26 protein-coding genes are annotated in these 25,448 nt (G+C 48.7%); 3 read left to right on the plus strand and 23 right to left on the minus strand.

Annotated features, from left to right (window positions below):
• Window positions 1-100 precede the first annotated feature (100 nt).
• The 15 genes from BC351_RS08760 to BC351_RS08830 form a co-directional block, all read right to left on the minus strand.
• A complete protein-coding gene (locus BC351_RS08760) occupies window positions 101-1,747 on the minus strand; it encodes a DUF4179 domain-containing protein (protein ID WP_079410829.1) in 1,647 nt (548 codons plus the stop codon).
• Window positions 1,704-2,261: an RNA polymerase sigma factor gene (locus tag BC351_RS08765; RefSeq protein WP_158082019.1), complete on the minus strand. Its 558-nt coding sequence runs from the start codon at window positions 2,259-2,261 to the stop codon at window positions 1,704-1,706. Before BC351_RS08765 ends, BC351_RS08760 begins: the two co-directional genes overlap by 44 nt.
• Window positions 2,262-2,697: 436 nt before the next feature.
• Complete coding sequence (locus BC351_RS08770) at window positions 2,698-3,081, minus strand: DUF3905 domain-containing protein (RefSeq protein ID WP_079410833.1); 384 nt, start codon at window positions 3,079-3,081, stop codon at window positions 2,698-2,700.
• Window positions 3,078-3,959, minus strand: a complete 882-nt coding sequence (locus tag BC351_RS08775; protein ID WP_079410835.1) for a prolipoprotein diacylglyceryl transferase — start codon at window positions 3,957-3,959, stop codon at window positions 3,078-3,080. Before BC351_RS08775 ends, BC351_RS08770 begins: the two co-directional genes overlap by 4 nt.
• Before the next feature lie 29 nt (window positions 3,960-3,988).
• On the minus strand, window positions 3,989-4,969 hold the full coding sequence (locus BC351_RS08780) for a substrate-binding domain-containing protein (RefSeq protein ID WP_244208930.1): 981 nt from the start codon (window positions 4,967-4,969) through the stop codon (window positions 3,989-3,991).
• Between the two features lie 9 nt (window positions 4,970-4,978).
• Window positions 4,979-6,748: a cache domain-containing sensor histidine kinase gene (locus BC351_RS08785; protein WP_244208931.1), complete on the minus strand. Its 1,770-nt coding sequence runs from the start codon at window positions 6,746-6,748 to the stop codon at window positions 4,979-4,981.
• A 17-nt stretch (window positions 6,749-6,765) separates the two neighbouring features.
• A complete protein-coding gene (locus tag BC351_RS08790) occupies window positions 6,766-8,382 on the minus strand; it encodes a response regulator transcription factor (RefSeq protein WP_079410839.1) in 1,617 nt (538 codons plus the stop codon).
• Window positions 8,383-8,485: 103 nt separating this feature from the next.
• Window positions 8,486-9,454, minus strand: a complete 969-nt coding sequence (locus BC351_RS08795) for an ABC transporter substrate-binding protein (RefSeq protein WP_144028328.1) — start codon at window positions 9,452-9,454, stop codon at window positions 8,486-8,488.
• 126 nt (window positions 9,455-9,580) lie between these two features.
• A complete protein-coding gene (locus BC351_RS08800) occupies window positions 9,581-10,582 on the minus strand; it encodes an ABC transporter permease (RefSeq protein WP_208629652.1) in 1,002 nt (333 codons plus the stop codon).
• A gap of 22 nt (window positions 10,583-10,604) precedes the next feature.
• On the minus strand, window positions 10,605-12,107 hold the full coding sequence (locus BC351_RS08805; RefSeq protein ID WP_079410843.1) for a sugar ABC transporter ATP-binding protein: 1,503 nt from the start codon (window positions 12,105-12,107) through the stop codon (window positions 10,605-10,607).
• A gap of 167 nt (window positions 12,108-12,274) precedes the next feature.
• Entirely contained in the window at window positions 12,275-13,201 is a 927-nt protein-coding gene (locus BC351_RS08810; RefSeq protein WP_158082020.1) for a polysaccharide deacetylase family protein, read from the minus strand.
• Between the two features lie 298 nt (window positions 13,202-13,499).
• The gene (locus BC351_RS08815) at window positions 13,500-14,186 is read right to left on the minus strand and encodes a PspA/IM30 family protein (protein WP_079410847.1); all 687 of its coding nucleotides are present in this window, start codon (window positions 14,184-14,186) and stop codon (window positions 13,500-13,502) included.
• 3 nt (window positions 14,187-14,189) lie between these two features.
• Window positions 14,190-14,657 (minus strand): PspC domain-containing protein, encoded by a 468-nt coding sequence (locus BC351_RS08820; protein WP_079410849.1) that lies wholly within the window; start codon window positions 14,655-14,657, stop codon window positions 14,190-14,192.
• The gene (locus BC351_RS08825; RefSeq protein WP_079410851.1) at window positions 14,654-15,322 is read right to left on the minus strand and encodes a PspA/IM30 family protein; all 669 of its coding nucleotides are present in this window, start codon (window positions 15,320-15,322) and stop codon (window positions 14,654-14,656) included. The genes BC351_RS08820 and BC351_RS08825 overlap by 4 nt, the downstream gene beginning before the upstream one ends.
• Before the next feature lie 41 nt (window positions 15,323-15,363).
• Window positions 15,364-15,660 (minus strand): LiaF transmembrane domain-containing protein, encoded by a 297-nt coding sequence (locus BC351_RS08830; protein WP_079410853.1) that lies wholly within the window; start codon window positions 15,658-15,660, stop codon window positions 15,364-15,366.
• 288 nt (window positions 15,661-15,948) lie between these two features.
• On the opposite strand from BC351_RS08830, the gene BC351_RS08835 reads away from it, so the two are divergent.
• Window positions 15,949-17,049, plus strand: coding sequence for a metallophosphoesterase family protein (locus BC351_RS08835; RefSeq protein ID WP_158082021.1), 1,101 nt, complete (start codon window positions 15,949-15,951; stop codon window positions 17,047-17,049).
• A 105-nt stretch (window positions 17,050-17,154) separates the two neighbouring features.
• The gene (locus tag BC351_RS43280) at window positions 17,155-17,292 is read left to right on the plus strand and encodes a spore germination protein (protein WP_244208932.1); all 138 of its coding nucleotides are present in this window, start codon (window positions 17,155-17,157) and stop codon (window positions 17,290-17,292) included.
• A gap of 132 nt (window positions 17,293-17,424) precedes the next feature.
• Here the strand turns inward: BC351_RS43280 and BC351_RS08845 are convergent, their stop codons facing one another.
• Genes BC351_RS08845 through BC351_RS08855 form a run of 3 tightly spaced genes read right to left on the minus strand, consistent with a single transcriptional unit; the run spans window position 17,425 to window position 19,372 of the window.
• On the minus strand, window positions 17,425-18,111 hold the full coding sequence (locus tag BC351_RS08845; RefSeq protein WP_079410857.1) for a hypothetical protein: 687 nt from the start codon (window positions 18,109-18,111) through the stop codon (window positions 17,425-17,427).
• Entirely contained in the window at window positions 18,108-19,004 is an 897-nt protein-coding gene (locus BC351_RS08850) for an ABC transporter ATP-binding protein (RefSeq protein ID WP_079410859.1), read from the minus strand. The genes BC351_RS08845 and BC351_RS08850 overlap by 4 nt, the downstream gene beginning before the upstream one ends.
• Window positions 19,004-19,372, minus strand: a complete 369-nt coding sequence (locus BC351_RS08855; RefSeq protein ID WP_079410860.1) for a GntR family transcriptional regulator — start codon at window positions 19,370-19,372, stop codon at window positions 19,004-19,006. The genes BC351_RS08850 and BC351_RS08855 overlap by 1 nt, the downstream gene beginning before the upstream one ends.
• Window positions 19,373-19,550: 178 nt before the next feature.
• Between BC351_RS08855 and BC351_RS08860 the strand changes: the two genes are divergently transcribed.
• Window positions 19,551-20,630: a metallophosphoesterase family protein gene (locus tag BC351_RS08860; protein WP_079410862.1), complete on the plus strand. Its 1,080-nt coding sequence runs from the start codon at window positions 19,551-19,553 to the stop codon at window positions 20,628-20,630.
• Window positions 20,631-20,864: 234 nt separating this feature from the next.
• On the opposite strand, the gene BC351_RS08865 is transcribed toward BC351_RS08860, so the two are convergent.
• The 5 genes from BC351_RS08865 to BC351_RS08885 are packed head-to-tail and all read right to left on the minus strand — an operon-like array spanning window position 20,865 to window position 25,437.
• Window positions 20,865-22,187 (minus strand): LLM class flavin-dependent oxidoreductase, encoded by a 1,323-nt coding sequence (locus tag BC351_RS08865; protein WP_079410864.1) that lies wholly within the window; start codon window positions 22,185-22,187, stop codon window positions 20,865-20,867.
• Between the two features lie 15 nt (window positions 22,188-22,202).
• Entirely contained in the window at window positions 22,203-22,733 is a 531-nt protein-coding gene (locus BC351_RS08870) for a GNAT family N-acetyltransferase (protein WP_079410866.1), read from the minus strand.
• 13 nt (window positions 22,734-22,746) lie between these two features.
• The gene (locus BC351_RS08875; RefSeq protein WP_079410868.1) at window positions 22,747-23,223 is read right to left on the minus strand and encodes a DinB family protein; all 477 of its coding nucleotides are present in this window, start codon (window positions 23,221-23,223) and stop codon (window positions 22,747-22,749) included.
• Window positions 23,220-24,407: a M20 peptidase aminoacylase family protein gene (locus tag BC351_RS08880; RefSeq protein ID WP_079410870.1), complete on the minus strand. Its 1,188-nt coding sequence runs from the start codon at window positions 24,405-24,407 to the stop codon at window positions 23,220-23,222. The genes BC351_RS08875 and BC351_RS08880 overlap by 4 nt, the downstream gene beginning before the upstream one ends.
• Window positions 24,408-24,426: 19 nt before the next feature.
• Window positions 24,427-25,437 carry an LLM class flavin-dependent oxidoreductase gene (locus tag BC351_RS08885; protein WP_079410872.1) on the minus strand — a complete coding sequence of 337 codons (1,011 nt, stop codon included), beginning with the start codon at window positions 25,435-25,437 and terminating at the stop codon, window positions 24,427-24,429.
• Between the last annotated feature and the right edge of the window lie 11 nt (window positions 25,438-25,448).

A 25,448-nucleotide genomic window follows, 5' to 3' on the forward strand; every position in this document is an offset into this window, starting at 1 on the left:
ACCCCTTAGGATTTAATAGTTAATAATAAAACGTAAATGGTATTCATTCTATTATACATCCGTTGGCGATGAAAGCAAAGTGCCCGGCACGTGTATTCCATTAATTCGCAGGAATTAGTTCTACCTTCAAAGATTGCTCAGGTTTCTCGGTATAGTACCAGAAGATGTTCAGCTCGGCTTCATTTTTCTCATAATTAGCGTACATGTCGATCGCCTGATTATTGCCATCACCGCTGAAATTTGCCGTGATCGGTTTTCCAATCAAGCGCTGCTCTCCTTTGCCCATATAGGTCTGGTTCACGCCGCCAAAGCTAGGATCGGCACTTTCGCTCTGCACGAACAGATTATGATCCTGCCTATAGTAAGTCCATACGACTGGATATCCGCCAACCTGGGTCGTTATGGTCTGCTTCTTCTCACTAATATTCCTAAGTCGAATCGGATCTTTGGCATCCTTGTGTTCCTCCACCTGATACTTGGCCACAAGCTTTATGGACGTGTCTTCCTTGATTTGCAGGCCTATCGGCCGCTCAAAACGAAAGGTTGTTTCATCCGGTTCGCCTTGACCAGCCGAGAACCCGCCATGCAAGATTGTGCCTGCTATATCAAGCTCATAATTCAAATAAGGAAACCGAATATATTTCTCATGGCTAGCCTTCACGCGAATTTGTGTTGGTGTAATAATCATTTCCTTTAGCACCATAGCGATACCTAAGTCCTCCATGCGGATGTTCAGGTTCTGCTTGACCGTGCCGCTGAGCATTTGCTTTTTGTCCAAATGAAGCTGATACGTCCACGCCTCGTCCACACGTCGAGTTTCTTTGGTATAGCTCAGTTTATAACTAATTCCAGATGACTTGAGTTCCTCCGTCTTAAAGGCTTGCTGGCCTGTATATTCACCGTGCTCCCCAGGTGTCCCAAATACATCATGGCCGTCACTTTTGAGAAGAACGCCATCTTTGTAGACGGCAATATTCGGGTATGCCAACATTTTGGCCTCGGGGTCGTTAAAGGTGATGGCCGATTTCAACAACGTCTTCTCCCCCTGTTCAAAAGGCCGAAGCGTCAGATTATCAATGCCGTCTTGGTGAATGGCAAATGATCCTGTTTGACCGCTCATCGGATTGAAATCAAGCTCTCTCTCTACGGTCGTGAAAGAATGCAGCTTCTGCGCTGTGAACTGGACATCATCTTCCGACTGTTTGGGGGTCCACTCCGTTTCGAAGTAGCCGTTCATCGATTGGGTCGCTTCATCCCAGCGCTGAAACCGATTGCCTTCAATAGCCTTGCCCTGGCTGTCCTTCATCGTCACTTCGGTAAAATACATATCTTTCACGGACCCTTTTTGAGCGCTGAGGCTATATAAAATAACAGTGCGATTATCATCTACAATGGCTTTATTGACTGTCAGCTTAATGCCTTCATGTGTAACAGATTGATCGATAATTTGACCCAGCCCTTGCTGCAAAACAGCCTGAATCCCGCTGCGATGCGGAAATAAGCTTTCCCAGTTATATGTAAAGGCTGCAAAGACTGGTGTTGCGACCAGAATGGCCGCGAATGCTGCAAGAATTACGACTTTACGGTATCTTTTTTTCCTGGGCAAAGATAAATCAACAGCCTTCAGAGCCGTTCTTTCACTGGGGAGGCTCGGTTCAATTCTTTCCCACATTTTATCGAAATCGGGGTAAGCCATCTCCTGATTATCGTCTAAAAACCGAGAAAAGGTTTGTTCTGCCTTGTCCATAAGTGCTGCCTCCTTGTCGGGAATCTACGCTATGCTTTTCTACCATGCGCCTCATCATATGCAGGCTTTTGTTCAAACGCGATTTGACAGTTCCTAGCGGGATGCCAACGATATCGGAAATTTCACTTAAGCTGTATTCATTTAAATAACGCAGGGAGACGACAACTCTCATCTTATCGGGCAGTCGCTCTAATAGCTGCGCGCATTCCATGGCTGATTCCTTATCTGCAAGAATAGCTTCCACCGTCTTCTCCGAAGCCTGCGTGTGGCCTTGCTGCCATCTGAGACGCTTCGCACGATCGCGAGAATGCTTCTTCAGATGGTTCAGACATTGATTTACCGCGACTCGCAGAATCCACGTTTTCAAATATTCGACCTGTCGCCAATCGTGTCTGAACACGCTTATGAATACTTCTTGGCAGACATCTTCCGCATCTGCTCCATGCTGAAGCATGAAGTAACAGGTTCGATAAACTTCCTTCTTATGCAGGTCGAATACGTCCTTTTCCGTCAATGCATTCACCTCTCTTTTTACACTATAAACAATCTGAGTTGATAAAAGGTTCATTATTTATGTGCGAATACATTAAGCAAAACGGCTTCGCCGGTCTGAGAGATCAGCCTCTTCTTATCGACAGACGGAGTAAGGGAACTGTAGTACGCTATTTAGGCAAATCGCAGGAAGGCGAGGCTCTTAGGGGAACTACAGGGTCTTATTTCCACGAAAAGCGCTGAATTTCTCACGAAACAGCAAAATAGCGTACTGTAGTTCCCACAACCTCGGGATAAGGACTCTTTTTGCTAGAATAGCGTACTATAGTTCCCTTCACCTCCATGGAGGCAGCTGGAATAACTCCACGTTCACTCCAAAACATTTAAACTCTTATATCTAAGCAAAAGGCCCACCGAATTGCTCGGCAGGCCTCTTTGTTGTAAATCCGGTTGATTAATCACGCCTCATCTTCCTTTTGCTTCGTGGTGCTCTCGCCAGGATCGAAAGAAACATCCTTATCCGGATGCGTGAATATACCGCCTTGCGGCGCGATCCCTTTCTCAAAGTAGTCGCGGTTCTCGGCGCTTTGGAAGCCAATATCCTTATAGGGATGAACCCACTCGTCCCCCGCCATGACTTCGGGATCGGTCTCGGCCGTCCACTGCTCCAGCGGAGAATTGTCGGATTCATACTCGTGATCACCGATGACAACGCCGTGCTCGTTCACGAAAGCTTCATGAGGACCACGGCCTTGCTCAAATTGCGGGAGAAAGTTAATTTCGAACGGGTCAAGCTCACTCTGGTCCTGAGCGGAGGCAGCCTGCTTCTGGTCCTTGCTCATGTTGATGGCCGGTTGGGACCGTCCAGTTTTTTATCAACAAAGCCCTCTTTACCTGCCGGTGCGGCCTTCTCACGCTCTTTGTTTTGCTGCTCTTGCTGAATTTGGGTTTTGGAATCATTTTGACTCATGGTACTCAGCTCCCTTCTGCCAGTATTATGTGCCAAAGTTGGGAGAAGCATTCCAAGAATGAGCATGAACAGGTACGCAAGCTGCGGTACGCTCAGGTATACGACGGTTGCTTCAGCAGCCGCGAACAAGCTGGCCAACATCCCTGCCGCACCGCCAAAAAGCAGCGAATATTTAAGCAGGATGCCTTGTCCTAACGAACGGTTGCGCCCTTCCCGAACATGCTGCCAAATCAGCAGAGGAACAAGCAAAAGGGCTGTATAGGCATGAAAAGGATGAAAGCGAGATACGGTGCCTTCGACACCAATGCCCCATGGCAGAGTGGTTGGCAAGCCGTAGGCCGGAATCAGCGCACAGACGAGGAACAAGACAGCCGTCAGCCCCATCGTCAACATATCGAAGAACACATAGAGCGGAATGCGATGTTTGCGTAGTTGCATATACGTATAGCCGCCAGCAAGCAGCAATCCTAGCAGCAGCTCTGTGCTGGAGCCGGGCACCATCAGGATTTTCAAGGGACTTTTCCATATGGAAGGCTGAGTCAATAGAATACCCAATTTCCAAGTCAAAATGACGATCAAAGCCGCGTTAAAGGCGATGTCATCTACTGATTTTGCAAACGGCGTCTCAGCATTTCGACTGAATCTTTTTGAAACAATCCGCATAACCCATAAGCCTACTAGGACAGCTAGCAGCATTGCGGCTAATTTTCCTTGCAGTTGAAGCGGTCCAATCTGTAACACATCAGGCATCGCAGCCAGCCCCTCTCATAGCCCTTATTTTACTTCTCTACGAAGGGAAATAACAGCTTTTGATTTTCGCTGGTATACATATTATCTTTGGTAATCACCTCTGAGCCTGTATCCACTGTTGTGCTGACTTTATGACCATCCGATGCCTGAATGGCTGTTTTTACCGCTAAATAACCCATGTTGAAAGGTTTCTGCACGACGGTCGCCTGCAAAATCCCCGCTTCCAGAAAAGCGATCTCATTCATTGAGCTATCGAAACCGATCAGCTTAATTTTCCTCTCTGGATCAAGCTCCTTAAGCGCCCTAGCGGCGCCAATCGTAGATACCTCGTTCAGGCCGAAAATCCCGCGAATATCCGAGTGCTTGGCAAGGAGCTCTTTGGTCTGCTCATAGGCTTTTTCTTCCGAGCCGTTGCTATACAGCGTGTCTAAAATCTGTACGGACGGATCTTGCTGCAAATGATCGCGAACCCCGTTTTCCCTGTCCATCTGCGTCTTAGACGTTTTGACAAAGCTGACAATCGCATAGTTGGCAGGACCCTGCACATAGTTTTTCATGGTTTCCACCGCTTTGCGCCCTGCGGCATAATTGTCAGTTGCAATGAAGCTGGCAGACATCCCGCCTTCCAGACCGGAATCCACGGTAATGAGCGTAATGCCCGCATTGATGATTTTTTGCGCAGAGGGAACTAACCGATTATAATCTGTAGCAGCTAAAATGATGGCTTTGGGCTTCTCCGCGATGAGCGTTTCCACCAGCTTGATCTGCTCATCAATGTCAGACTCGGATGGGGTACCGATGACTTTCACTTCCGTATTGTATTCTTTGGCTGCGGTACTAGCCCCTTGATTCAAAACACGCCAAAATTCCACATGCGGATTTGTGGTCTTAGGGATGAGGATCAGCGATCTATTCTTGCTTTCTATGCCTTTGGACAGAAGGAAATACGCAGTTGTCACGAGGATAATCAGCAGGATGGCTATCGCAATAGCGCTTACTCTAACTTTCAAACTGGCACCTCACTTCTCGCTTTGACTTTCATTAGGCGGGATATCCGGTATGCGAACGGTTACGGTTGTGCCTTCTTCCAGCTCGCTCTCGAATTGCAAGCCGTACAGCTCGCCGAAATATAATTGTATGCGATGATTGACATTGTGCAAGCCAAAGCCCTTGCCCGACTCTGTCTGCCGGGTTTTCAGCGTTAAGCCTTTGAGCTGCTCTTCACTCATCCCTACGCCGTTATCTATTACTTTAAGCTCAATCATCCCACCGATTCTGCGTCCTGTGATGCGAATATGACCCCGTTCCGGCAGATGCTTCATGCCATGGTAGATCGCATTTTCGACTAGCGGCTGTAAAATAATTTTCAAAATGCTGCTGCTCAGCAAATCCGAATCAACCTCAATCGCATACGTAAATTTATTCCGATACCGGATATTCTGAATGGTCAAGTAGTTCTGGATATGCTGCAATTCCACTGCGATCGGAATCAATTCTTCCCCTTTGCTGATGCTCGAACGAAGCAGCTTGGACAAGGCTGAGGTCATGGTGACCACCTCATCCACCTTTTCCATTTCCGCCATCCAAATGATAGAATCCAGCGTATTGTATAGAAAATGGGGCTGAATCTGCGCCTGCAGCGCCTTCAACTCACTAATCCGTTTGACTTCTTGATCTTCCAGAGTCTGATTCATCAGCTCTTTGATTTTGGCGATCATCAGGTTAAACGTGCGTGACAGCTTACTGATTTCATTCGCGCCTTCCACATCGACGCGAATGTCGAAATCCCCTTTTTCCACCTGCTTCATATGAACTTCCAGCTGTTTGATCGGTCTTGTGAGCGTGATGGACAACAGGATGGATATCGTCAGAGCAATAATGAGGGCGATGCCCCCCCACATCAGAGAAGTCAGCTGCATTTCCTTCTTATTTCCTATCAAATCCCCCGCATAGGTAACTCCAACGATCTTCCAGCCAAAGCTCGTGGTGCTGACGGTATAGATTTTATTAGACTCCGTCTCCTGGGTATAGAAGGTCCCCTCTTTGGCTTGCATAAGCGTAGGAATATCCTCGAATTTCAACCCCGAATAAATAAGCTGCTGCTGTGGGTGGAAAATGAGATCGCCGGTTTGATCTAGAATGAACACATAACCTCGTTGGCCCAGCTGAATTTGATTGCATAGATCATTAATCACGTTATAATTCAGATCTACGAGCAGAACACCACTTGCTGCCCCCGGCAGAGGGTTCGGCATTTGCTTGCTGATCGAGACGACCCACTTGTATTCATCCGGATACAGGTGCTGCACATGGGAAGAGGAAATCGTCACTTCCCCGCTGCCTTTGCTCGCTTTGGCATACCATTCTTGGGCAACTAATTCGGAAAAAGGTTTAAACTCGCTTCCCGTCCGGTCAGAAACTAAGGCTCCGTTAGAGCCTGCAAATAAAATGGAAGCGATATCATTCCGTGAGGCAACGATCGTATGAAAATAACTGCTAATCTGATTCGCCAGCTGCTTGCCGTCGGACTCATTAGGATTGTTCAACGCCAAGTACCGCTTGAGGTCGGTATTACTCAAAGATAAGGTAGCAATACTTTCCATGTTGCCGATGTAGGTCTGTATGTTTTTATCCACCTGATCAATCAACTGCTTGGTATATTCAAGCGAAGTATCCGTCACAGCAGCGGTCGAAAGACGATAGGCACTGTAACTCAGAATCACCGTTGTGCACAGGATGAGACAGGAGAAGGCCAGCGCGATCTTCGTATGGATGCTTTTGAACTGCATAGGGCGACTCCACATTCTCATAAGCTCAACTTGCCTTTGTGCGCCGCCCTAAATTCTTTGGGGGTCATGCCTGTGTTCCTTTTGAAAATAACACTGAAATACTGCGGATCATTATAGCCAACTTTTGCCGCCAATTCGTAGGTCTTCAGCTGGGAAGCCGCCAGCATATCTTTGGCTTTCTCCAGACGGTACCGCGTCACATACTCCACGAAAGTCATGCCGGTATGAGGTTTGAACAATGCGCTGAAGTAGCTCATGCTCATATAAATTTGACTGCACACTTGCTGAAGCGAGAGCTGTTCGTCCGCATAATGCTCATGAATGTAGGCGACTGCGGCTTCCATCTGGGCTTGCGAAACCTTGGTTCGTTTATCCGAGAGCAGTTCCACGAGCGCCAAGCAAATAGTCTCTAACCAAAGCTGCATATCATCCAACGTTCTCTTGCCATACAGCTCCATGAACGAATGATCCCCCAGCACGGCTGCTTCTTCAAATCCCGTTTCGGCCAAGACATTCATTAAAGCAACGAGCAATTTATTCATTTTGCCATAGCATTTATCCATCAAACAGCCGGCCCTCTTCATCTCGTCGATCCATTCCTGCAAGGTTTGGGCTACAGCCGCTTTGTCACCCGTCTTAATTGATGAGACCAACCTCTTCTCCATATGCGTGTAGCTAAGATTGTCTAGGCTGCTCCCGTGCTCCATATCTCCAATCGAAATAATACGGTTCTTCCCCAGCAAAAATCGGTAATCCAGTGCAGATAAAGCTTCCTGAAACGATTTGGGCAGCTCTCGCAGGCTTTCGTACGATCGTCCGATCCCCACGGTTACGGTCATGTTCAAATATTTCTCGATACTGTGCCTCGCATGCTCGGCAAGCGTTTGACAGGTTAGCTGGGTCAGCTGCGGATCTCCGGAAATCAGTGCAATAAGCTTATCGTCACGTGTTCGGAATACAATACCGCCGTGCTCTTTTTCCACAATTTCATGCAAAATGTTATAGGCAGCGAAACGCAAAAGCTCTTCTTCCGCCAATTGGTCTATGTAAGCCTCGCGATGAAACTCATCAATATCAAGGGCAAGCGCCGTATAACCCGGACCTTGCAAGGAGAGTCCATATAGCTGGAACTTGCGTTCAATCTCATCCGCTCTGATACAGGAGGTGACTAATCTTTCGAGGAAACGTTCCCGAAGCAGCGGCATGCTTTCGCGAAACTGATGGCGGAGGAAGGTAACATCCTCTCTCTGTGCTCGTTCTTCATCCAGCTCAAGTCTCAGCTTATGCAGAAACTCGGTAAACTCCGCTGAGTTAATAGGCTTCAACAAATAATCTTTCACCTTGAGCTTGATGGCTTGCTTCGCATAATCGAAGTCCTCGTATCCGGTTACAATAATCACCTTCGTGTCCCTGTAATTCGCAGAAATCAACGTGGCAAGCTGCAATCCATCCATGAACGGCATGCAAATATCGGTAATGACGGCATCCGGCTGAAGCCTTTCTACCGCCTCATAGGCATCTCTGCCATTATCGAAATCACCGACCAACTGAAAGCCGCAGGCTTCCCAATTCGTCTTTCGCTTGATGCCTTGCCTGACTTCATCTTCATCGTCAATTAGGATGATTCTGTACATATGGGCTTCACCTCTGATCGGAATCAAGCGCTACATTCATTGTACACAGCAATTCCATAAAATAACAATAGAGGCTGCCCCATTGGGCGCAGCCTCTTCCAGCTTATTCGTAGAGCAGCGGCTTAATATCCGCCGCATCAATATTCGTTTTGTCGTACCAGTGGAAGCCCGTATCAATCGATTTCGGAACGGTTTCTCCTTTAATGGCTTGAACAGCTGCCTTCACCGACCAATACCCGATGCCGATTGGATCTTGCGTGATGGCACCGGCCATTTTGCCGCTGCGAATCGCGGCCATTTGCTGTTTGCCGGAATCGTAGCCGATGACGACGATTTTGCCTTCTTTCTTCAGCTCGGTCACTGCATTAAGAACACCAATAGCCGAGCCCTCATTCGCACCGAAGAAACCTTTGACATTGGGATGCGCTTGCACAATAGCCTTCGCCAGATCGGTGGATTTCAACTGATCGCCGCCGCCATATTGCGTATCGACAATTTTGATATTCGGATATTTCTCTTTAATCCGATTCGTAAAGCCGTCTCTACGATCAATCCCCGTGCGGCTTGTTTGGTCATGCACAACCAGTGCGATCTCGCCTTCGTTGCCGATAAGCGCAGCCATTTTATCCGCTGCCAAAGCTGCGGCTGCTTTGTTATCGGTGGCAGCAGTCGTTACCGGAATATCGCTGTCGACACCGGAGTCGAAGCCGATAACCGGGATTTTGCCGGCCTTAGCCTTCTCCAGCAGCGGGGTAGCTGCTTTGCTGTCCAGTGCTGCGAAAGCAATCGCAGCTGGTTTTTTGCCAAGTGCGGCCTGCAGCATTTCAATTTGCTTATCCACTTGTGTTTCTGTTTCCGGGCCTTCAAAAGTTATCTCCACATTAAATTCTTTGGCCGCTTTCTCCGCCCCTTGCTTAACAGCTTGCCAGAATTGATGTTGGAAGCCTTTTGAAATGACAGGAATATAGAGCTTATCGGCCTTTGCCGCCACAGGCGCTGCGGTTGCTGCTGGCGCAGCCGATGCCCCCGTTGTTTTGGTATCCGTCGTTTTGGAGCCGCAAGCCCCTAACATCAACGCTGTCACCACTAATAAGGATGAAACTACCGCAAATTTCTTGTTCCGTGTATGCAAAGCCGATCTCCCCTTACGTTTCATATTTTGTTGTATCAAACTCCGACATGGAGTGAATACCGATGGTTATTTCTTGCGGCGCCGCATCATATCTGCATAGACCGCCAATACAACGACAATACCTACAATAACCGTTTGCCATTCTTGCTTGACAGACAAGATGCGCAGGCCGTTGGTTAGCACGCTCATGATGAGAGCCCCGATAACGGTTCCAAGGATGGAACCTTTGCCGCCGCTTAAGGAGGTTCCACCGATAACGACAGCGGCGATTGCCTCCAGCTCGTAGCCGGAGCCGAGCGCAGGCTGCGCAGAATTAAGCCGGGAGGCCATCATGATGCCGGCGAGACCGCTGAACAAGCCAGTCAGCGAGTAGATAACAATTTTCCAATAATCCACATTAACACCGGAAAGCCTCGTGGATTCTTCGTTGCTCCCTAAGGCGAAGTTGTAACGGCCAATAATCGTTTTGGATAGAACAATGCTGGCAATAATAGCAGCGCCAAAGAAAATGAGAATAGCATTCGGGATTTCCAAGCCGGGAATGATGGAACTGATGATTGATCCCATGGATATCTTCGAGAATAATGGTGTATCGTTGAAATAAATCGGTTTGGTTCCTGATATAACGAGCGATAAGCCCTTGGTCACCATCATCATGGCTAATGTTGCGATGAAAGGTGGGATCTTCATCTTGGCGACGAGAAGCCCGCTTACGAGGCCGCATACCGCTCCGGTGAGTATGCCTCCGATAATTCCCAGCGGCATGGGCAAATGCCAAGTTGTGATGATGACGCCAGCCATCACCGAGGAGAAGGTCATGACGGTTCCGACGGCCAGATCAATGCCGGAAGTGATGATGACGAACGTTGAACCAAGCGCAAGTACGCCAATAACGGCGGTGGAGAGCATGATCGCAACGATGTTGTCGAACTGAAAAAAGTTGCCGGAAGCCACAGAGAATATGATCACCAGCATAATTAAGCTTGCGAAAGCCAGCAGCTTTTGGGCCGCACCTGTTTGGCTGAGCATGGTGGGAACTATCTTTTTACGTTCAAGCCAAATTGACATAAGACTCCTCCTAAGACTTCCACTAACTGATCCGCATCGTAGCGTATTTCATAATTGCTTCTTGGGTTGCATCCTCCCGGCGCAGCTCGCCGGTGATTCGGCCTTCGCACATGACCATGATGCGGTGGCTCATGCGCAATATTTCGGGCAGCTCGGAAGAAATCATGATGATCGATTTCCCTTGCGACGCCAGCTCATCCAACAGCTTGTAAATCTCTGTCTTCGCGCCGACATCGATGCCTCGCGTCGGTTCATCGAAGATCAGAATGTCACAATCGCGCAGCAGCCATTTGCCGATAACAACTTTCTGCTGGTTGCCGCCGGAGAGATATTTAACCTGCTGATGAATGCTTGGCGTTTTGATTTGAAGCGCTTCCACGAATTGTGAAGCAGACTGGTCCATCTTACTGTCATTCATCCATCCGAGCAGACGCCTCACCTGACGATAAGAAGCTATCGCAATATTCGTCTTCACATCCATATCAACCATAAGCCCATAGCGTTTGCGATCCTCGGATAAATAGCCAATTCCGTGTTTCACCGCTTCGTGCGGAGCTTTGATCTGCACTTTGTTCCCGTGGATGAATATCTCACCCGTGTCCAGCGCGTCTGCTCCGAAAATGGCTCGCGCCACTTCGGTTCTCCCGGCTCCCATCAGACCGGCGAAGCCAAGAATTTCACCTTTGGCCAGATGGAAGTTCACTCCCTTCACTGCTGAGCCGCGGTTCAAGTTCTTCACCTCAAGCACCCGAGACCCCGATGTGCCAGCTTCTTGCTGCTGCGAAGCGACGAACAGCTCGCGGCCAACCATCATCGTAATGATTTGTTCGATGGTGGTGTCCTTGGTCTGCACCGTATCAATGTAACGACCGTCTCGCATCACGGTGATGCGATCTGTAATTCGCTTCAGTTCCTCCATCCGATGAGAAATATAGACAATGCCAACCCCACGCCTTCGTAGTTGTTCGATGATTCGAAACAAATCTTCAATCTCCGCATTCGTTAGCGCTGCTGTGGGTTCATCCATGATCAGCACTTCCGATTGGAACGATAAGGCTTTCGCAATTTCAACCATTTGCTGCTTGGCGACAGTGAGCTCAGCGACTTTGGTGCGCGGATCGAGCTGAAGATTCATCTCCTCCAGCAGCCGCTGCGCCTGCTCGTTCAGCTTGCGATCATCGACGAACAGTTTCATGCCCCATCTCGGTTCACGCCCAATAAAAATATTTTGGGCAATCGTCAAATCCGGCATCAGATTCAACTCTTGATGAATCATCGAAATGCCCATAAGTTGAGCCGCTCGTGTATTGGAGAAATTCACTTCCTCGCCCTTGACCAAGATTCGTCCCTCATCTTTTTGATAAACACCCGTTGCAATTTTCATTAACGTCGATTTTCCCGCGCCATTCTCGCCGACAAGCGCATGCACTTCACCAGCTGCTAACTCCAGACGGCACTGATGCAAGGCGTGCACACCAGGAAAATGCTTCTCAATTCCCTCCATGCGGACAAGAATTTCACTCATGACCTCACCTCGTACTGTACTGTGGTTATATCGCTTATTTTATCTGTTATTTAATGGAAAAAGAGTGGATAAATCTCTTCAAAAAGGTTGAAATTCTTATGATTATCTCTTGGCTGAAATCACGGAAAAACAAAAGAACCCGCCAGATTAATCGCTGTTGGGTTCTTTTATGGCGTCAAAAATTGAAATGTAAACGAAGATTTATTCAATTTATCGAAGCGAAAGCCGGCTGCTTGCAGCTTCCCAATCACGATTGGCAGCGCCTCTAGGGTTGTCGTTTTGTAAGTGCTATCGTGCATGAGCACGATAATGCTCTTCTTGCCGCGGCTCGCGCTTGTCACGGCATCAATAATCATGTCCCTATCCTGCACAGGCGCAGCGGCATCCGTCGAGCTGACGTTCCAGTCAAAATACTGGTAACCCTCGACTTTTACCGCGCGAGCAACTTTACTCATAATGCCCTTGCCCCCAGGCTTCCAGCTCAAATGATTATTCGACCCTCCGGGAAATCGCAAAATATCAGGGCGGTAGCCGACCGTTTCTTCCAGCAGCTGATCCAGCTTATGTACGTCTTTCATGAAAGCCTCTGGAGACTTATAAATACGGTTGTATTCATGCGAGTACGAATGATTGCCAAGGGCGTGGCCTGCGGCATCAATCTCCTTATACAGCGATCTGCCCTCAGCGGTGTCAGACCCGACAACGAAAAAAGTCGCACGAACTCCAAAACTTTTCAAAACACGAAGGATCTTCCGTGTGTTCTCGGAAGGACCATCATCGAAAGTGAGATAGGCAACTTTGCCCGATGACACTTCTGTTGCCCGATGCGGGGGGCCCGTGTAGAAATGTCGAGTTTCCACCGTCATTTTTTCTTCCGTATAGGGATTGGAGGGTGGAACTATGGGCAGACCAGGAGGTGGAGCTATCGGCAGAGCTGAAGGTGCGACGCCCGCTGTTGCAAGTGGAGCTTCATTGCGGGACAACTGTTTGGGTGCCGATTCCGTATGTAAGTTTGTGGCAGAACATCCGACTAAGGTACAGCCGAGACTAATCCATGGAAGATGCCTTCGTAGTTTTGAGACTATTTTGCCCATTCTAAGTCCCCCCTTGCTGCTGTTAATGAGCAAATCTGCCTCTATATCCAGCTTCCCTTTAGTATGGCTTTCTTGGCTTTCGACATTAAAACCAATATTTCCCGGGAAATTTGGAGAAACAACGCTTGTTGGGTCATATCGGGGAGCTGAATGGCTTTTTTCATGCTGCATGTCGATTTTTGATCACATGTGTCACCACAAAATCGATGCCGTAATTCACCCCCTGAGGCTGCTTTTTCGGATGGCTCAGACACACAAAAAAGCCCCTCACCAAGAGGGGCCCGACTTCAATCATAATTTACTCTGCTTCTTTAACGCTTAGTTTTTCTTTCAGCAAATTCAGCTGCTCATCGACTTTGGCTTGTTTGGCTACATCAACAGGTGTGTAGCTGCCTACTGAACCTGCAGGAACATAAGGCTTGCGGGCGATTTCCGCTTCTACTTCCAATTGGATGATTTTCTCTTCCATGCGTTGGAAGCCGCGGGATGCGCTGCCGCTTTCGATGACACCATTGTAGGAGACTTGCGCCATTTGCTTTTTAGCTTTCGCTAATTGAGCGCGGGATACGAGCTCGTTGCGTTTGTTGCGCATTTTGTAGAATTCGTCTTTCATTTCGTGAAGTTGTTGTGTCAGCTCATCCGCATGCGCTTTGGCGGATGCATATAGATCTGTATACTCAGCGATTTTATCTTCGTGATACAATTTCTCTTCAACAGCTTGGCGGGCAATAGCTTCTTGACCATTTTTGATGGCAGCGGACGCTTTGCCTTCACGGTCAGCTACCAAGCGAACGGATTCTTCCAAACGTTGTTTCAGCTTGCGCTCACTTGCAATTTGTCTAGCAACGGTTACTTCAGCTTGTGCGATTTCTTGCTCCATATCGCGCAGATATTGATTCAACATAACGATCGGATCCTCGATTTTATCCAATACCTCGTGAATTGATGCTTTTGTCATATCTTTCATTCTTGTAAATACTCCCATGGTTTACACGTCTCCTTTTTTAATGTCAATTGGTTGTTGTTCAAAACGAGCGACTTTGGCTCTAAGTTCTTCAACTTCTCGTTGCAGTGCTTTTTTCTCAATGTCTTTCATCATCTCATCGATGTTGTTCGTCGGTACACCTGCATTGTACGGTGGGGTATTGAAGTTCGCAGGCTGCTGCGGCGCTTGATGAGGCGGATACGGCTTGTGCGTATTCCAGCTTCCACTAGGGTTGTAGTTTTGGCGGCTGTACGAGTTGGCGTAAGGATCAAACGGCTGATCATAGCCTGGTTCTTTCGGAATTACAATTGCAGCTATGAAGTAGATGAAAATGACTGTTCCTCCGGTGAAAAAGGTTGTAATAACCACTAACAATCGCAAGAGTGTTGCATCTACATTCATGGCCTCGGCAAGTCCGCCGCAAAGACCGGTAACTTTTTTGTCTCTTCGTGAGCGGTAAAGTTTGCTCATGATTTTTGTGCTCCCTCCTGTTGCAGTTTGTTTCTCAGAGCTTCCAGCTCAGCATCTACAGCAGGGTTGCCCCCGCTATAATAGCTTTCACGTCCCATGCGTCTTACATCACGGAGTGTTCTAGCGTGTAGCTCCATATCGGAAACGCGCTCTTCCAAGCGTCCGAACATCCGCGGTGCGCCATCCTGCGTCACACTGCTGCGGGCATGCAGCCTTTGCTGCAAACGCGCGGATTCCATTCGGGCCAAGTAATAACTACGTTTATCTGCCACTTCTTTGTAATCGGCTTTGAGCTGCTGCAGTTCCTCATCGAGATCGAGAATCGATTGCTTGGCCTGCTCATAGAGTTCATGATATTGCTCGCTTTTCTCTTCGGCTTGCAATTTCTCTTGCAGCACGATGCGTGCCATATGTTCTTCGCCGGCTTTCAGAGCCAGAAGCGCTTGATGCTCGCGTTTCTCTTTGGTCTCCAGCGCCGTCAAATATTGCTGCCTGAGTGAAGCTGCGTGGCTGACGCATTGTTGGTACAGCCTCTCAGACTGTTGAAGCTGCTCACGTTGTGCAGCTAAGTACTGGTCAATCAAGCGAACCGGATCTTCGGACCGTTCCAAATGTTCATTCAGTGATGCCACGGTAATGTCTCTCATACGCCTTAATAGGCTCATCTCTCATACCACCTTTTTCAATCTCTGTTTGTTCGTGCAACTTAAACGGTTCTTCTTGTCAGCATCGAAACTCCGTAACCAATCAACCCGATGGCCAGGAGAATAATAATCCAACCTGCCAACTTGCCCAGCAGGATAATCCCGCCGATCCCTGCAATCAACCAACCAATTTTGCTGCCATTCTGAATCCCGACATAACCTAGGCCAACCATTGCAATTGGAATCACGTATCCCATCACTGAGCCGATAAAGGGTCCCATGTGAAAGCCTAGTTTATTTAACAGAATCAGGGCACCGAATGCGATTAGCAGAGCGGCCAAGCCTGTATTTCTTTTCATCGTTTCGTCACCGCCTCTCGTTTGTTTGTTGTGCTCTTGTTCATGTCTTTATTCTAGGTAAAAATGAAGCTTTCCAAAACGGACCGCAGGCGGTATTTGTTCCTAGACCTTAGTCGGGGCGCTTCTACGACCTCCGAAAAGTTCATGTTTATACGACACAGATACGGGTTAAGTACATTACAAACTAGATATCGACAAATTTCGGATGTGAAAGGCAGGAACTACTTGATGAAGCCGATTATGAAATCTACTTTGAACTCAATGAAGAAACCGAATAGGGGGCCCTTTGTGGTCCGTATCTTGTTATTTGCGCTTTTGGTTCTTCTATTACCTACACATGCCTGGGAGGCTGCAGCAACAGCATCGGCCAAAATGGCGACTGCCGCGGCACCTGCATCAATCATGCCTCCACTTCCCTTGACTAACAATGCCTCACAACGGGTCGCAAGCTTAGTCCTCCATAACTTAACTGCACAATTCCAGCAAGCAAAACAGGCGACATCAACTGCAGCGCCGCTTTTCTCCTTCTCCGTGTTGAGTGATATCCATGTTGGAGCCAAAGATACGGATTCCCAGGAACGCTTTCGTACGGCGCTAGCCGATCACATGAACATCCGACCAGACAGTAAATTGATGGTTCTAAATGGCGATCTTACGAACGGCATCAATAACGATTACAAAAGCCTTTTCAATATTATGTACGAATTCAAACTTCCTCCCGTCCATGCGACTATGGGAAATCATGAATACTACGGCTTATGGGAAACAAAGCAAGAGGATTTGGATACGAGCAAGCTGAGTAAGGATTGGTCCAGTGGACAAGCCATCAACTCTTTTGAGCAAATGTTCAATTACAAAAAGCCCTACCACGAACTGGTCATGGAGGATTATCATTTTCTGTTCCTAAGCGGAGAGGCGTATCGAGATGTGGATGCCACTGTCAAAGAAGATGCTTACCTATCACCTGAACAGCTCGCCTGGTTCAAAGATAAACTAGCACTTGCCTCAACAGCGGATGCGGACAAGCCTATCTTCGTATTTCTGCATCAACCGTTGGTTCATACGCTGGGAGGCTCCGATCAAGAGCTGGGCGTTGTTCAGCATGAGGAACTCCGAGCTATACTTAACCAATATCCGAATGTAGTTTTCTTCACGGGTCATACGCATTGGAACCTTGAAACAACGGAGCAGATCAAACAGCTGACGTTTCTTGCCGTAGGCAGTTCCTCTGTCAGAGAAGTATGGAACGCAAATAATGAACCCGAGGGCAGCGCGGCTAGCCAAAGCCTGGTCGTGGACATCTTCGCAGATCGGATTGCCATCCAAGGCCGTGAACATTCCGATAAGAAATGGCTGGGAGCACCTTTTGTAAAGACATATAGAGAATAGGAATCGCCTGTACATTTGAACGGGGAAACATTGATCAGGAGGATGGTGGCAGTTAGGCTGATCAATACATACAATGGCTAAAGAGCGGGAAGGGGTGTCGAAGAAATGCCTGGAGTTGTTTATGGAGGTATCAAAATCAATAGTGTGAACTCCAGTTCGAATGTCCAAATTGGTGATACCGCTATTATCAGGCTATCCAGTAATGCCAAATACTATGGGGGGGGCAAATTCATTTTCCCCTAGTGATAATTTTGGATTTAATCCCCAGATCGGCAATACAAATACCATTGACCCAGATTTAATTGATAACAATAGCAACAATATTGTGTAGTTAAAAAAGCCCAAGGCACTTGGCCTTAGGCTTTAGCATTTAAACTAAACAGACGCTCTTCGCAGCAAACCATAAGCCGCTGCCAAGTAGACTGCCGTCACTGGCACCATCCACCAGAACAATTCCAAATAGTGATGCGCTATTCCTCCCAGGATAAGATCTCCCCATAAGCTAAAGTGAGTCAAATATAAAGACACCAGTGTACCAATGAGCAGCAGGGTCGTAAAAAAGATATATAATCCCGTTCTGCCAAACCTGCGGTGTATGCTTGAAATCGCAAACCCCAGAAAGTACATATTGAGCAGAAGAATCAAATAAATACCCAGTGTGCTGATCACAGAAACGTCGCTAAGAAACGCAACTTTAAACAGATTCAGACGCACTCCCCATCCATTCGTTGCTCCTTCAATAACCGACAATACGGTAAGGATTAAAGCGGACAAGCCATTAATAATGAGGGCGGTCCAGACAGTTCCGAAGAAATAATCCTTTCTGCGAATGCTGAGTCCCACAGCAAACGGGAAGGTCTCCTTCAGCGTGATCGTACCTATTACGAATGTGTAAACGAAAATGGAGGAAATCGCTCCTGTATGCATGGTCTCCCCTAGGTTGAGCGAAGAAGCAATAATCATATTGATCAGGAAATTGGCTGCCAAAATGATCCAAGGAACATAGAACCACGTCAATTTATTTCTCAAATGAAGCTTAATGACTTGCTCGGCTCGATTCATGCGCCTTCAGTCCCCTTTCCAGCACTTGGTATACGTGTCAAATGAATGATTAACTGCTGCATCGATACTGGTGTAAATGTTAGCCCCAAAGCCTCAGCTTCCTTCCGCTCACGTTCATTCGGCGCACCTAGCAAGGTAGCTGATGCAGCTGCGCCAATCGCTGTGCGTTCCAGCACCTCTCTGCCTCTAGTGAACGAATCTACAGCTGTTGCTAAGCCGGAAACCGTGCAAGCACGGCCGCGAAGGGCATCTGCATCTTCATTGAGAATCAACTTGCCTTGATCAATTACCATGACATGCTCCAGCAACCGGCTCACTTCATCAATCAGGTGCGTAGAGAGGATGACGGTTCTCGGGTACTCTGCGTAGTCCTCAAGCAAGCGATCATAGAAGAGTACTCTAGCTACGGCATCAAGCCCTAGGTAAGGCTCATCAAAAATGGTCAGCGGCGCACGGCTAGCCAGACCCACGACGATCCCCACCGAGGAGAGCATCCCTCTGGACAGCTTTTTAATTTTTCTTTTCAAAGGCAGACGGAAATCTTCAACTAAAGCATGAGCATAGTCATCATCCCAGTTGGGATAAAGGGATTTGGCTACTTCTATGACATCAATGACACGGAACGTATCCGGATATTTCTGACTTTCCTTAATGAAACAAATCTGATTCAGCACACGGCTGTTCTCAAACGGCTCTTCGCCAAATACCTTTAGCTCTCCGCTCGTCGCAAACTGCTGGACTGAGATCATATGCATGATGGTCGTTTTTCCTGCACCATTTCGACCTAATAAACCGTAAATTTTATTCGGTTCCATGGTGAAGCTGACATGATCAACCGCTGTTATTTTCCCATAGGACTTGGTCAGTCCTGTCACTTCCACAATGTTGGTCATTACGCTTTCTCCCCTCTGCGCACCATTTCCGTTAATTGCTCCACCGTAATTCCAAGCTTCGCTGCCTCTTTCACCATCGTTACGATGTATTGCTCATAAAATAGCTCTTTTCGCTTTTCCATTAGTTTCGCTCGCGCTCCTTCCGCTACAAACATGCCAATTCCGCGTTTTTTGTACAAAATTCCTTGATCCACCAACAGGTTTACGCCTTTGGCGGCTGTCGCCGGATTAATTTGATAAAATGATGCGAACTGATTCGTAGAAGGTACCTGCGTCTCTTCCAGCATTCTTGCTTCAATAATGTCATCTTCAATTCGTTCCGCGATTTGCACGAAAATCGGGCGGCTGTCGTCCATCATGACTCCCATTTCTTCTCACCACCACATCGGTTAGTTACTCATGTAATTAACCATACAACCAACTCACTTAGATGTCAATACGCTTCGTGCAATTTGGGCCGCCTGTTCAACATAAATCTCCTTGCAACTGGGAATACCACTAGTACAATCGCCCAAAACATTCATTTGCAGGAAAGGTATATCCAAAATGATCTCTTCTAAAATGCGTATCGCTTTCGTAAGCCTGATGCTTCTGCTCGCTCCAAGTCAGGCTGTGAATAGTACGGAAAATGTGAAAACGTCTCAAGACACTCAGGACATGCTTCATGCGGGAATTCATGCGAAGTTCATGAAGAACACCAAGAGGAGCCAGCTTACGCTCCAGAATAATGTGCAGCCGGTGGCAGCTCCCCTGTTTTCATTCTCCGTGCTGAGCGATGCACACATCATCGCTTCAGATACCGAGGCTCAAATGCTGCTCAGCCGTGCGCTCGCGGATCATCACGCGCTGCGCCCGAACAGCAAGCTGCTCGTGATGAACGGGGACCTCACGAATGGGAGTGAGGCCGACTATCGCAGCTTGCAGGCGCTGCTCAGCAGCCAGCCCCATGCCCCTGTGCATGCGACCATGGGCAACCACGATTACTACGGCGTGTGGCGCACGCCGGCTGGTGGCATGGATACATCGAAGATGAATCCAGCCTGGTCCAGCAAGCAGGCGGTCGCGTTATTCGACCGCATGTGGGGCTACGATAAGCCGTATCACGAGCTTATCGTGGAGGGCTACCGCTTCCTCTTCCTGAGCGGGGAAGCGTACCGGGACGTGAACGCCTCCTATGCGGAGGACGCGTTCCTCTCTCCCGAGCAGCTCGCTTGGCTGCGCGGGCGGCTGACGAACGCGGGCGCGGCGGATGCCGGCAAGCCCGTGTTCGTGTTCTTGCACCAGCCGCTGCCGCAGACGCTGGATGGCACGGATCGGGAGCTGGGCGTCATCCAGCACCAGGAGCTGCGGGCGCTGCTCGATGCGCACCCGAATGTCATCTTCTTCAGTGGTCACACCCACTGGAACCTGGAAACGACCCAGCAAGTGAAGCAGCTGAAATTCCTTGCCGCTTCGAGCGCCTCCATCCGCGAGGTATGGAGCAGCCAGAACGAGCCCGAGACGATGGCGATCAGCCAAAGTCTCGTGGTGGACGTCTACAAAGACCGCGTCGTCATCATGCGCCGCGAGCACTCCCGGAAGCGATGGATCGAGCCCTCCATCGCCAAAGGATACGACGTCAACTAGACGTCTTCCGTCTCCACATGCGCAGGCCCCAGAGCGGTTTCGGCTTCACGTACAAAGTGAATTTATCGCATTGCGTTAAATAAGATTGAGGGATAGGAAGTATCCTTCAGCCTTATTGTCGTTTTTTGGATCTTACCATCTCCAGCGTTCCCCACACCTTAGCGCTAAACCAAAAAAACTGCTCGACAAGGCTAAAAATCAGCCTGTCTAGCAGTTTTTTAAATAAAAGTACTCCTATACGTTAACCTTCGTGTACCGGTTCGCTGGAATCGGGACACCCAAGTTCCCGCGAAGCGTGTCGGATTCGTAGTCGGTCCGGTAGATGCCGCGTTCCTGCAGGATTGGTACGACGAGGTCTACGAAGTCGTCCAAGCCTTTGGGCAGGGCTGCTGCGATAATGAAGCCATCGGCGGCATTTTCTTCGAACCAAGCTTGAACGCGATCGGCCACTTGTTCAGCTGTTCCTGTGAACTCGGTTCTTGGCGTTGCGACATTCAGAGCGACTTGGCGCAGCGTTAGGTTTTTCTCTTTGGCGTTTTGCTTGATTTTGTCGGTGCCGCTGCGGAAGCTGTTGCTGCCGAAATCACCTAGTTCCGGGAACGGCTCATCGAGCGGATACTGGGAGAAGTCGTGATGTTCGAAGAAGCGGCCCAAGAAATCAAGCGCCTTGTCGATCGTAACTAGGTTAGCGACTTCTTGATATTTGCGCTCCGCTTCCTCTTCCGTACGGCCGATAATTGGAGAGATTCCCGGCAGGATCACGACTTCGTCCGGATTGCGGCCTTCGGCGGCGGCTCTCTTTTTGATATCCGCATAATAGGCTTTGGCCTCTTCGATACTTTCATGTCCGGCAAAAATCGCATCAGCTACTTTGGCGGCAAATGCCCGGCCATCCTCGGAGGCTCCCGCTTGGAAAATAACCGGCTGTCCTTGTCGGGAACGAGCAATATTCAGCGGGCCCTGCACGGAGAAAAACTCCCCCTTGTGATTCAAGGTGTGCAGCTTGCTAGGATCAAAAAACACGCCGCTCTCTTTATCGCGAACGAACGCATCATCCTCCCATGAATCCCAAAGTCCGCGCGTCACTTCCAGATATTCATTCGCGATGCGATAGCGTTCAGGGTGTGAAGGATGCTGCTCTTTGCTGTAATTTTTCGCTGAGCCTTCCAGTGGAGATGTAACAATATTCCAGCCGGAACGGCCATCGCTAATCATATCAATAGACGCGAATTGCCGAGCAACGGTGAACGGTTCACTGTAAGATGTCGATAGCGTACCTACAAGTCCAATATGCGTTGTGACCGAAGCCAAGGCAGACAAGATGGTAATCGGTTCGAAACGATTGAGGAAGTGAGGAATCGATTTTTCCGTAATATACAAGCCATCCGCGATAAATACGAGATCAAATTTACCCGATTCTGCTTTCTGAGCCTGCTGTTTATAAAAGCCAAAATTCACACTTGCATCCGTAATCGCCTCTGGGTGTCTCCAGCCCGATACATTACCGCCTACGCCATGAATGATGGCACCCAATTTCAATTGTTTTTGCTTAGCCATGGTCATCTCCGCCTTTCACAGATTAGCTGTGGTCTGCAAATGCAGCCGGTAGCTTTTTACGAGTGTCTCGCCTTTTCGTATATCTTTCTCATAAGCGCGTTCAAAGCCTAGTCGTTCGTAGAGCTTCACCGCAGAATCCATCATATCCGAGGTATGCAAATGCAGTGTCGATGCTCCTAGCTCAATAGCACGTCTGACGTTTTCTTTAATTAGTGCCGTAGCGATGCCTCGCCCTCTGGCCTTTGGTGAAACCGCCAATAAACGGATGATCGGCGATTGGATATCGAGCTCCGGCAGCCCATAGGCCGCTTCTGAAGAAAGAAATAAAAGCGAGCTTCCTACGATTTCGCCATCCAATAAGGCAATAATGCGAGCGGTAGGCTTATCGCTATCGACCGAAGCGACAATATTTTCCCTATATTGCTCCCAGCCATCCGGAGGCAGCACGGACTGATATTGCCCGTATGCTTCTTCCAGAACCCTCCGAATGGCCTCCCGATCAGCCTCAGCAGCATCCCGAATTTGAACCTCTAGTGCATCCGCCATACCTAAACCCTCCTTATACCCGTGCTTCCAATTCGTTCTTAATCCGTGCAATTTGAGCCAAATGAACTTGAACATGGGCTACAAAAGATTGAACAACATCCGTTAACGCCAGTGTTTGTCCTTTGAAATTAACACCCGTTTTCTGCCAATCTTCGGCGGATAGTCGCTTAAACAACAGATGGTTATAAACTAACAAAGCCTGAAAAACGGCTAAAATATCAGAAGCCGAGCCTTCATTCGCTTTGGCGCTACTCACCCATGGATCTTGGTCAAAAGCCGGCAATTGAGCCGATGCGCCAGAAATAATTGCACGAATACGGAAGGAGACCACAATGTTATGGTCGGCCAAATGAGAGAGAACCTCTGTCACACTCCATTTCTCCGGTGCAGCTTTCCAAGTCAACTGACTTTCATTTAACCCTTGAATAGCTTCCTGCAGTTGGTCGTGTGTATACAAATAGGCTCCTAAATCAGGGATAGGTTGACTCATTTCGATACCTCCAGTGGAATGTCCGTTGATAGCTCCTTTAATGCTTTTTCAGCTAAAACGGCAAAATAGTTAGCACTAATCGGCAAAGCTCGTTCGTCCAGATCAAAAGCCGGATGGTGCCATTCTTGTGAACCCGATGTGCCCATGAATACGAACACGCCAGGGATTTGTTTTTGATAAAATGCGAAATCCTCGCCTGCCGGGGAAGGCACGGGTGTTATGACATTCAAGCCAGCCTCCACGGCAGCCTCGGAAGCCAGTTGCGCCAATTCGCTGTCATTGAACACGGAGGGCGGTCCTTTGACCCAGCGTACAGTCGCTTTCGTCCCATAAGCAGCAGCTACACCATGCACAACCTGCTCAAAACGCGTGATAATGAGCGATCTTACACTCTCTTCAAAAGTTCGCAGCGTACCATCGAGAATGGCTTTGTCCGGAATCACATTCCAAGCGGTACCGCTGTGGATACGCGTTACACTGATTACTGCGCTCTGAAGGGAGCTGATGTTGCGGCTGATAATGGACTGGAGTGCCGTTACGATATGCGCCCCCGTTACAATGGGATCAATCCCTGCTTCAGGAACAGCGGCATGTGTGCCAAGTCCCTCGACTTCAATCACAAAACCGTCCGCAGCCGCCATTAATGGCCCTGATTTAATCCCTATCGTTCCCACGGGAAGATCGGGTTTGTTATGCATCCCATAAATCGCCCGCACCCCTTCGAGCGCTCCGCTTTTGATAACCTGCTCTGCACCTTGTGCCTTCTCCTCCGCAGGTTGAAATACAAAACGAACCGTGCCCTGCAGCTCGCTTTCCCGTGATTTCAGCAGAATCGCTGCGCCGAGGACAGCCGCTGTGTGGAAATCATGTCCGCAGGCGTGCATTTTTCCTGCAACCTGCGAAGCATAAGGAAGTCCTGTTTCTTCTTGAATAGGCAATGCATCTATATCCGCGCGGATCGCAATGATCGGTCCAGCCTGCTTTCCGCCAACTTCGGCAATAACGCCAGTTCGGAGAGGAAACTCCGCAATGCGAATGCCGGCTTCCGCCAGCCAAGCGCGGATTGACGCGGTTGTTTGGACCTCCTCATGCGACAATTCAGGGTTCTGATGCAAATGACGCCGAACCTCGATTAATTTCTGTTCAAAATCAGGCAACGTCTGTTCCGAAGCTGATATGCTCATTAAAATGCCTCCTTCGAGCCTAGACCAGTGATTCCGAGAATGCCTCGTTAAGCAGCTCGAATGAACGCAGGCGTTTGGCAAAATCCTTCACGGATGTAGTGACGATAAATTCTTCAACACCATATTTGAGCTGGATCTCCAGCAGTTTCTTACGAACGGTTTCTTTCGTACCTTTGGTAATCTCCGCTTGTTTCACTTCTACGGTAAACTTCGCTTGTGTCTGGCGGCCGTATTCCTCTGCTTGCTCCAGCGTGCCTACGGTTAAGGTTTTGCCATTTTCCAAATGGATTTTGACATTCTTGTACTCGCCCGCAAGCTCGATCGCCTCCTCTTCCGTATCTGCTACGATAAGGGACAGCGCCAGCAGCAGCCTCGGCTGTGTACCTTTTGTCGTATTAAAATGCTCTCGATAAGCCTCGAATGCCGCTTCAGCTATGGCATGATCGCCATTAATGAATTGCGCGAATACATAGGGAAGACCGGCTTCCGCTGCCGATTGCGCACTTGCCACACTGGCCCCGAGGATATAGATATCCACAGGTACTGTTGGAATCGGCGAAACGCGCAAGCCTTTGAGCGGATGGTCGTCATGCAGCTGATTATGCACGAATTGCTGCAGCTCGCTTACTTTGTCCGCCAGCGAAGCTGCTTCCGTTATCCCCTGCTGCAGCGCTTTGGTTGAGCGGGGCAGTCCGCCCGGTGCGCGGCCTACGCCAAGATCTACCCGCCCCGGTGCGAGAGAAGCCAAAACATTGAAATTCTCAGCTACCTTGTAGGGGCTGTAATGCTGCAGCATGATGCCGCCGGAGCCGATGCGAATGCGCTCTGTTTTGGCCAAAAGATGTGAGATCAATACTTCGGGCGATGAGCCCGCAACCTGCTCTGAATCATGATGCTCGGATACCCAAAAACGGTGATAATCCAATTGTTCTGCCAACTGTACAAGCTCAATCGTATGTTTAAAAGCATCCGTCGCGTTTTCTCCCGGAAAAACAACACTTTGGTCCAAAATACTAAGCTTAATCCCCATACTCGTTCGCT

Origin of the sequence: Paenibacillus ferrarius, from assembly GCF_002027705.1 — a bacterium.
GTDB lineage: Bacteria > Bacillota > Bacilli > Paenibacillales > NBRC-103111 > Paenibacillus_E > Paenibacillus_E ferrarius.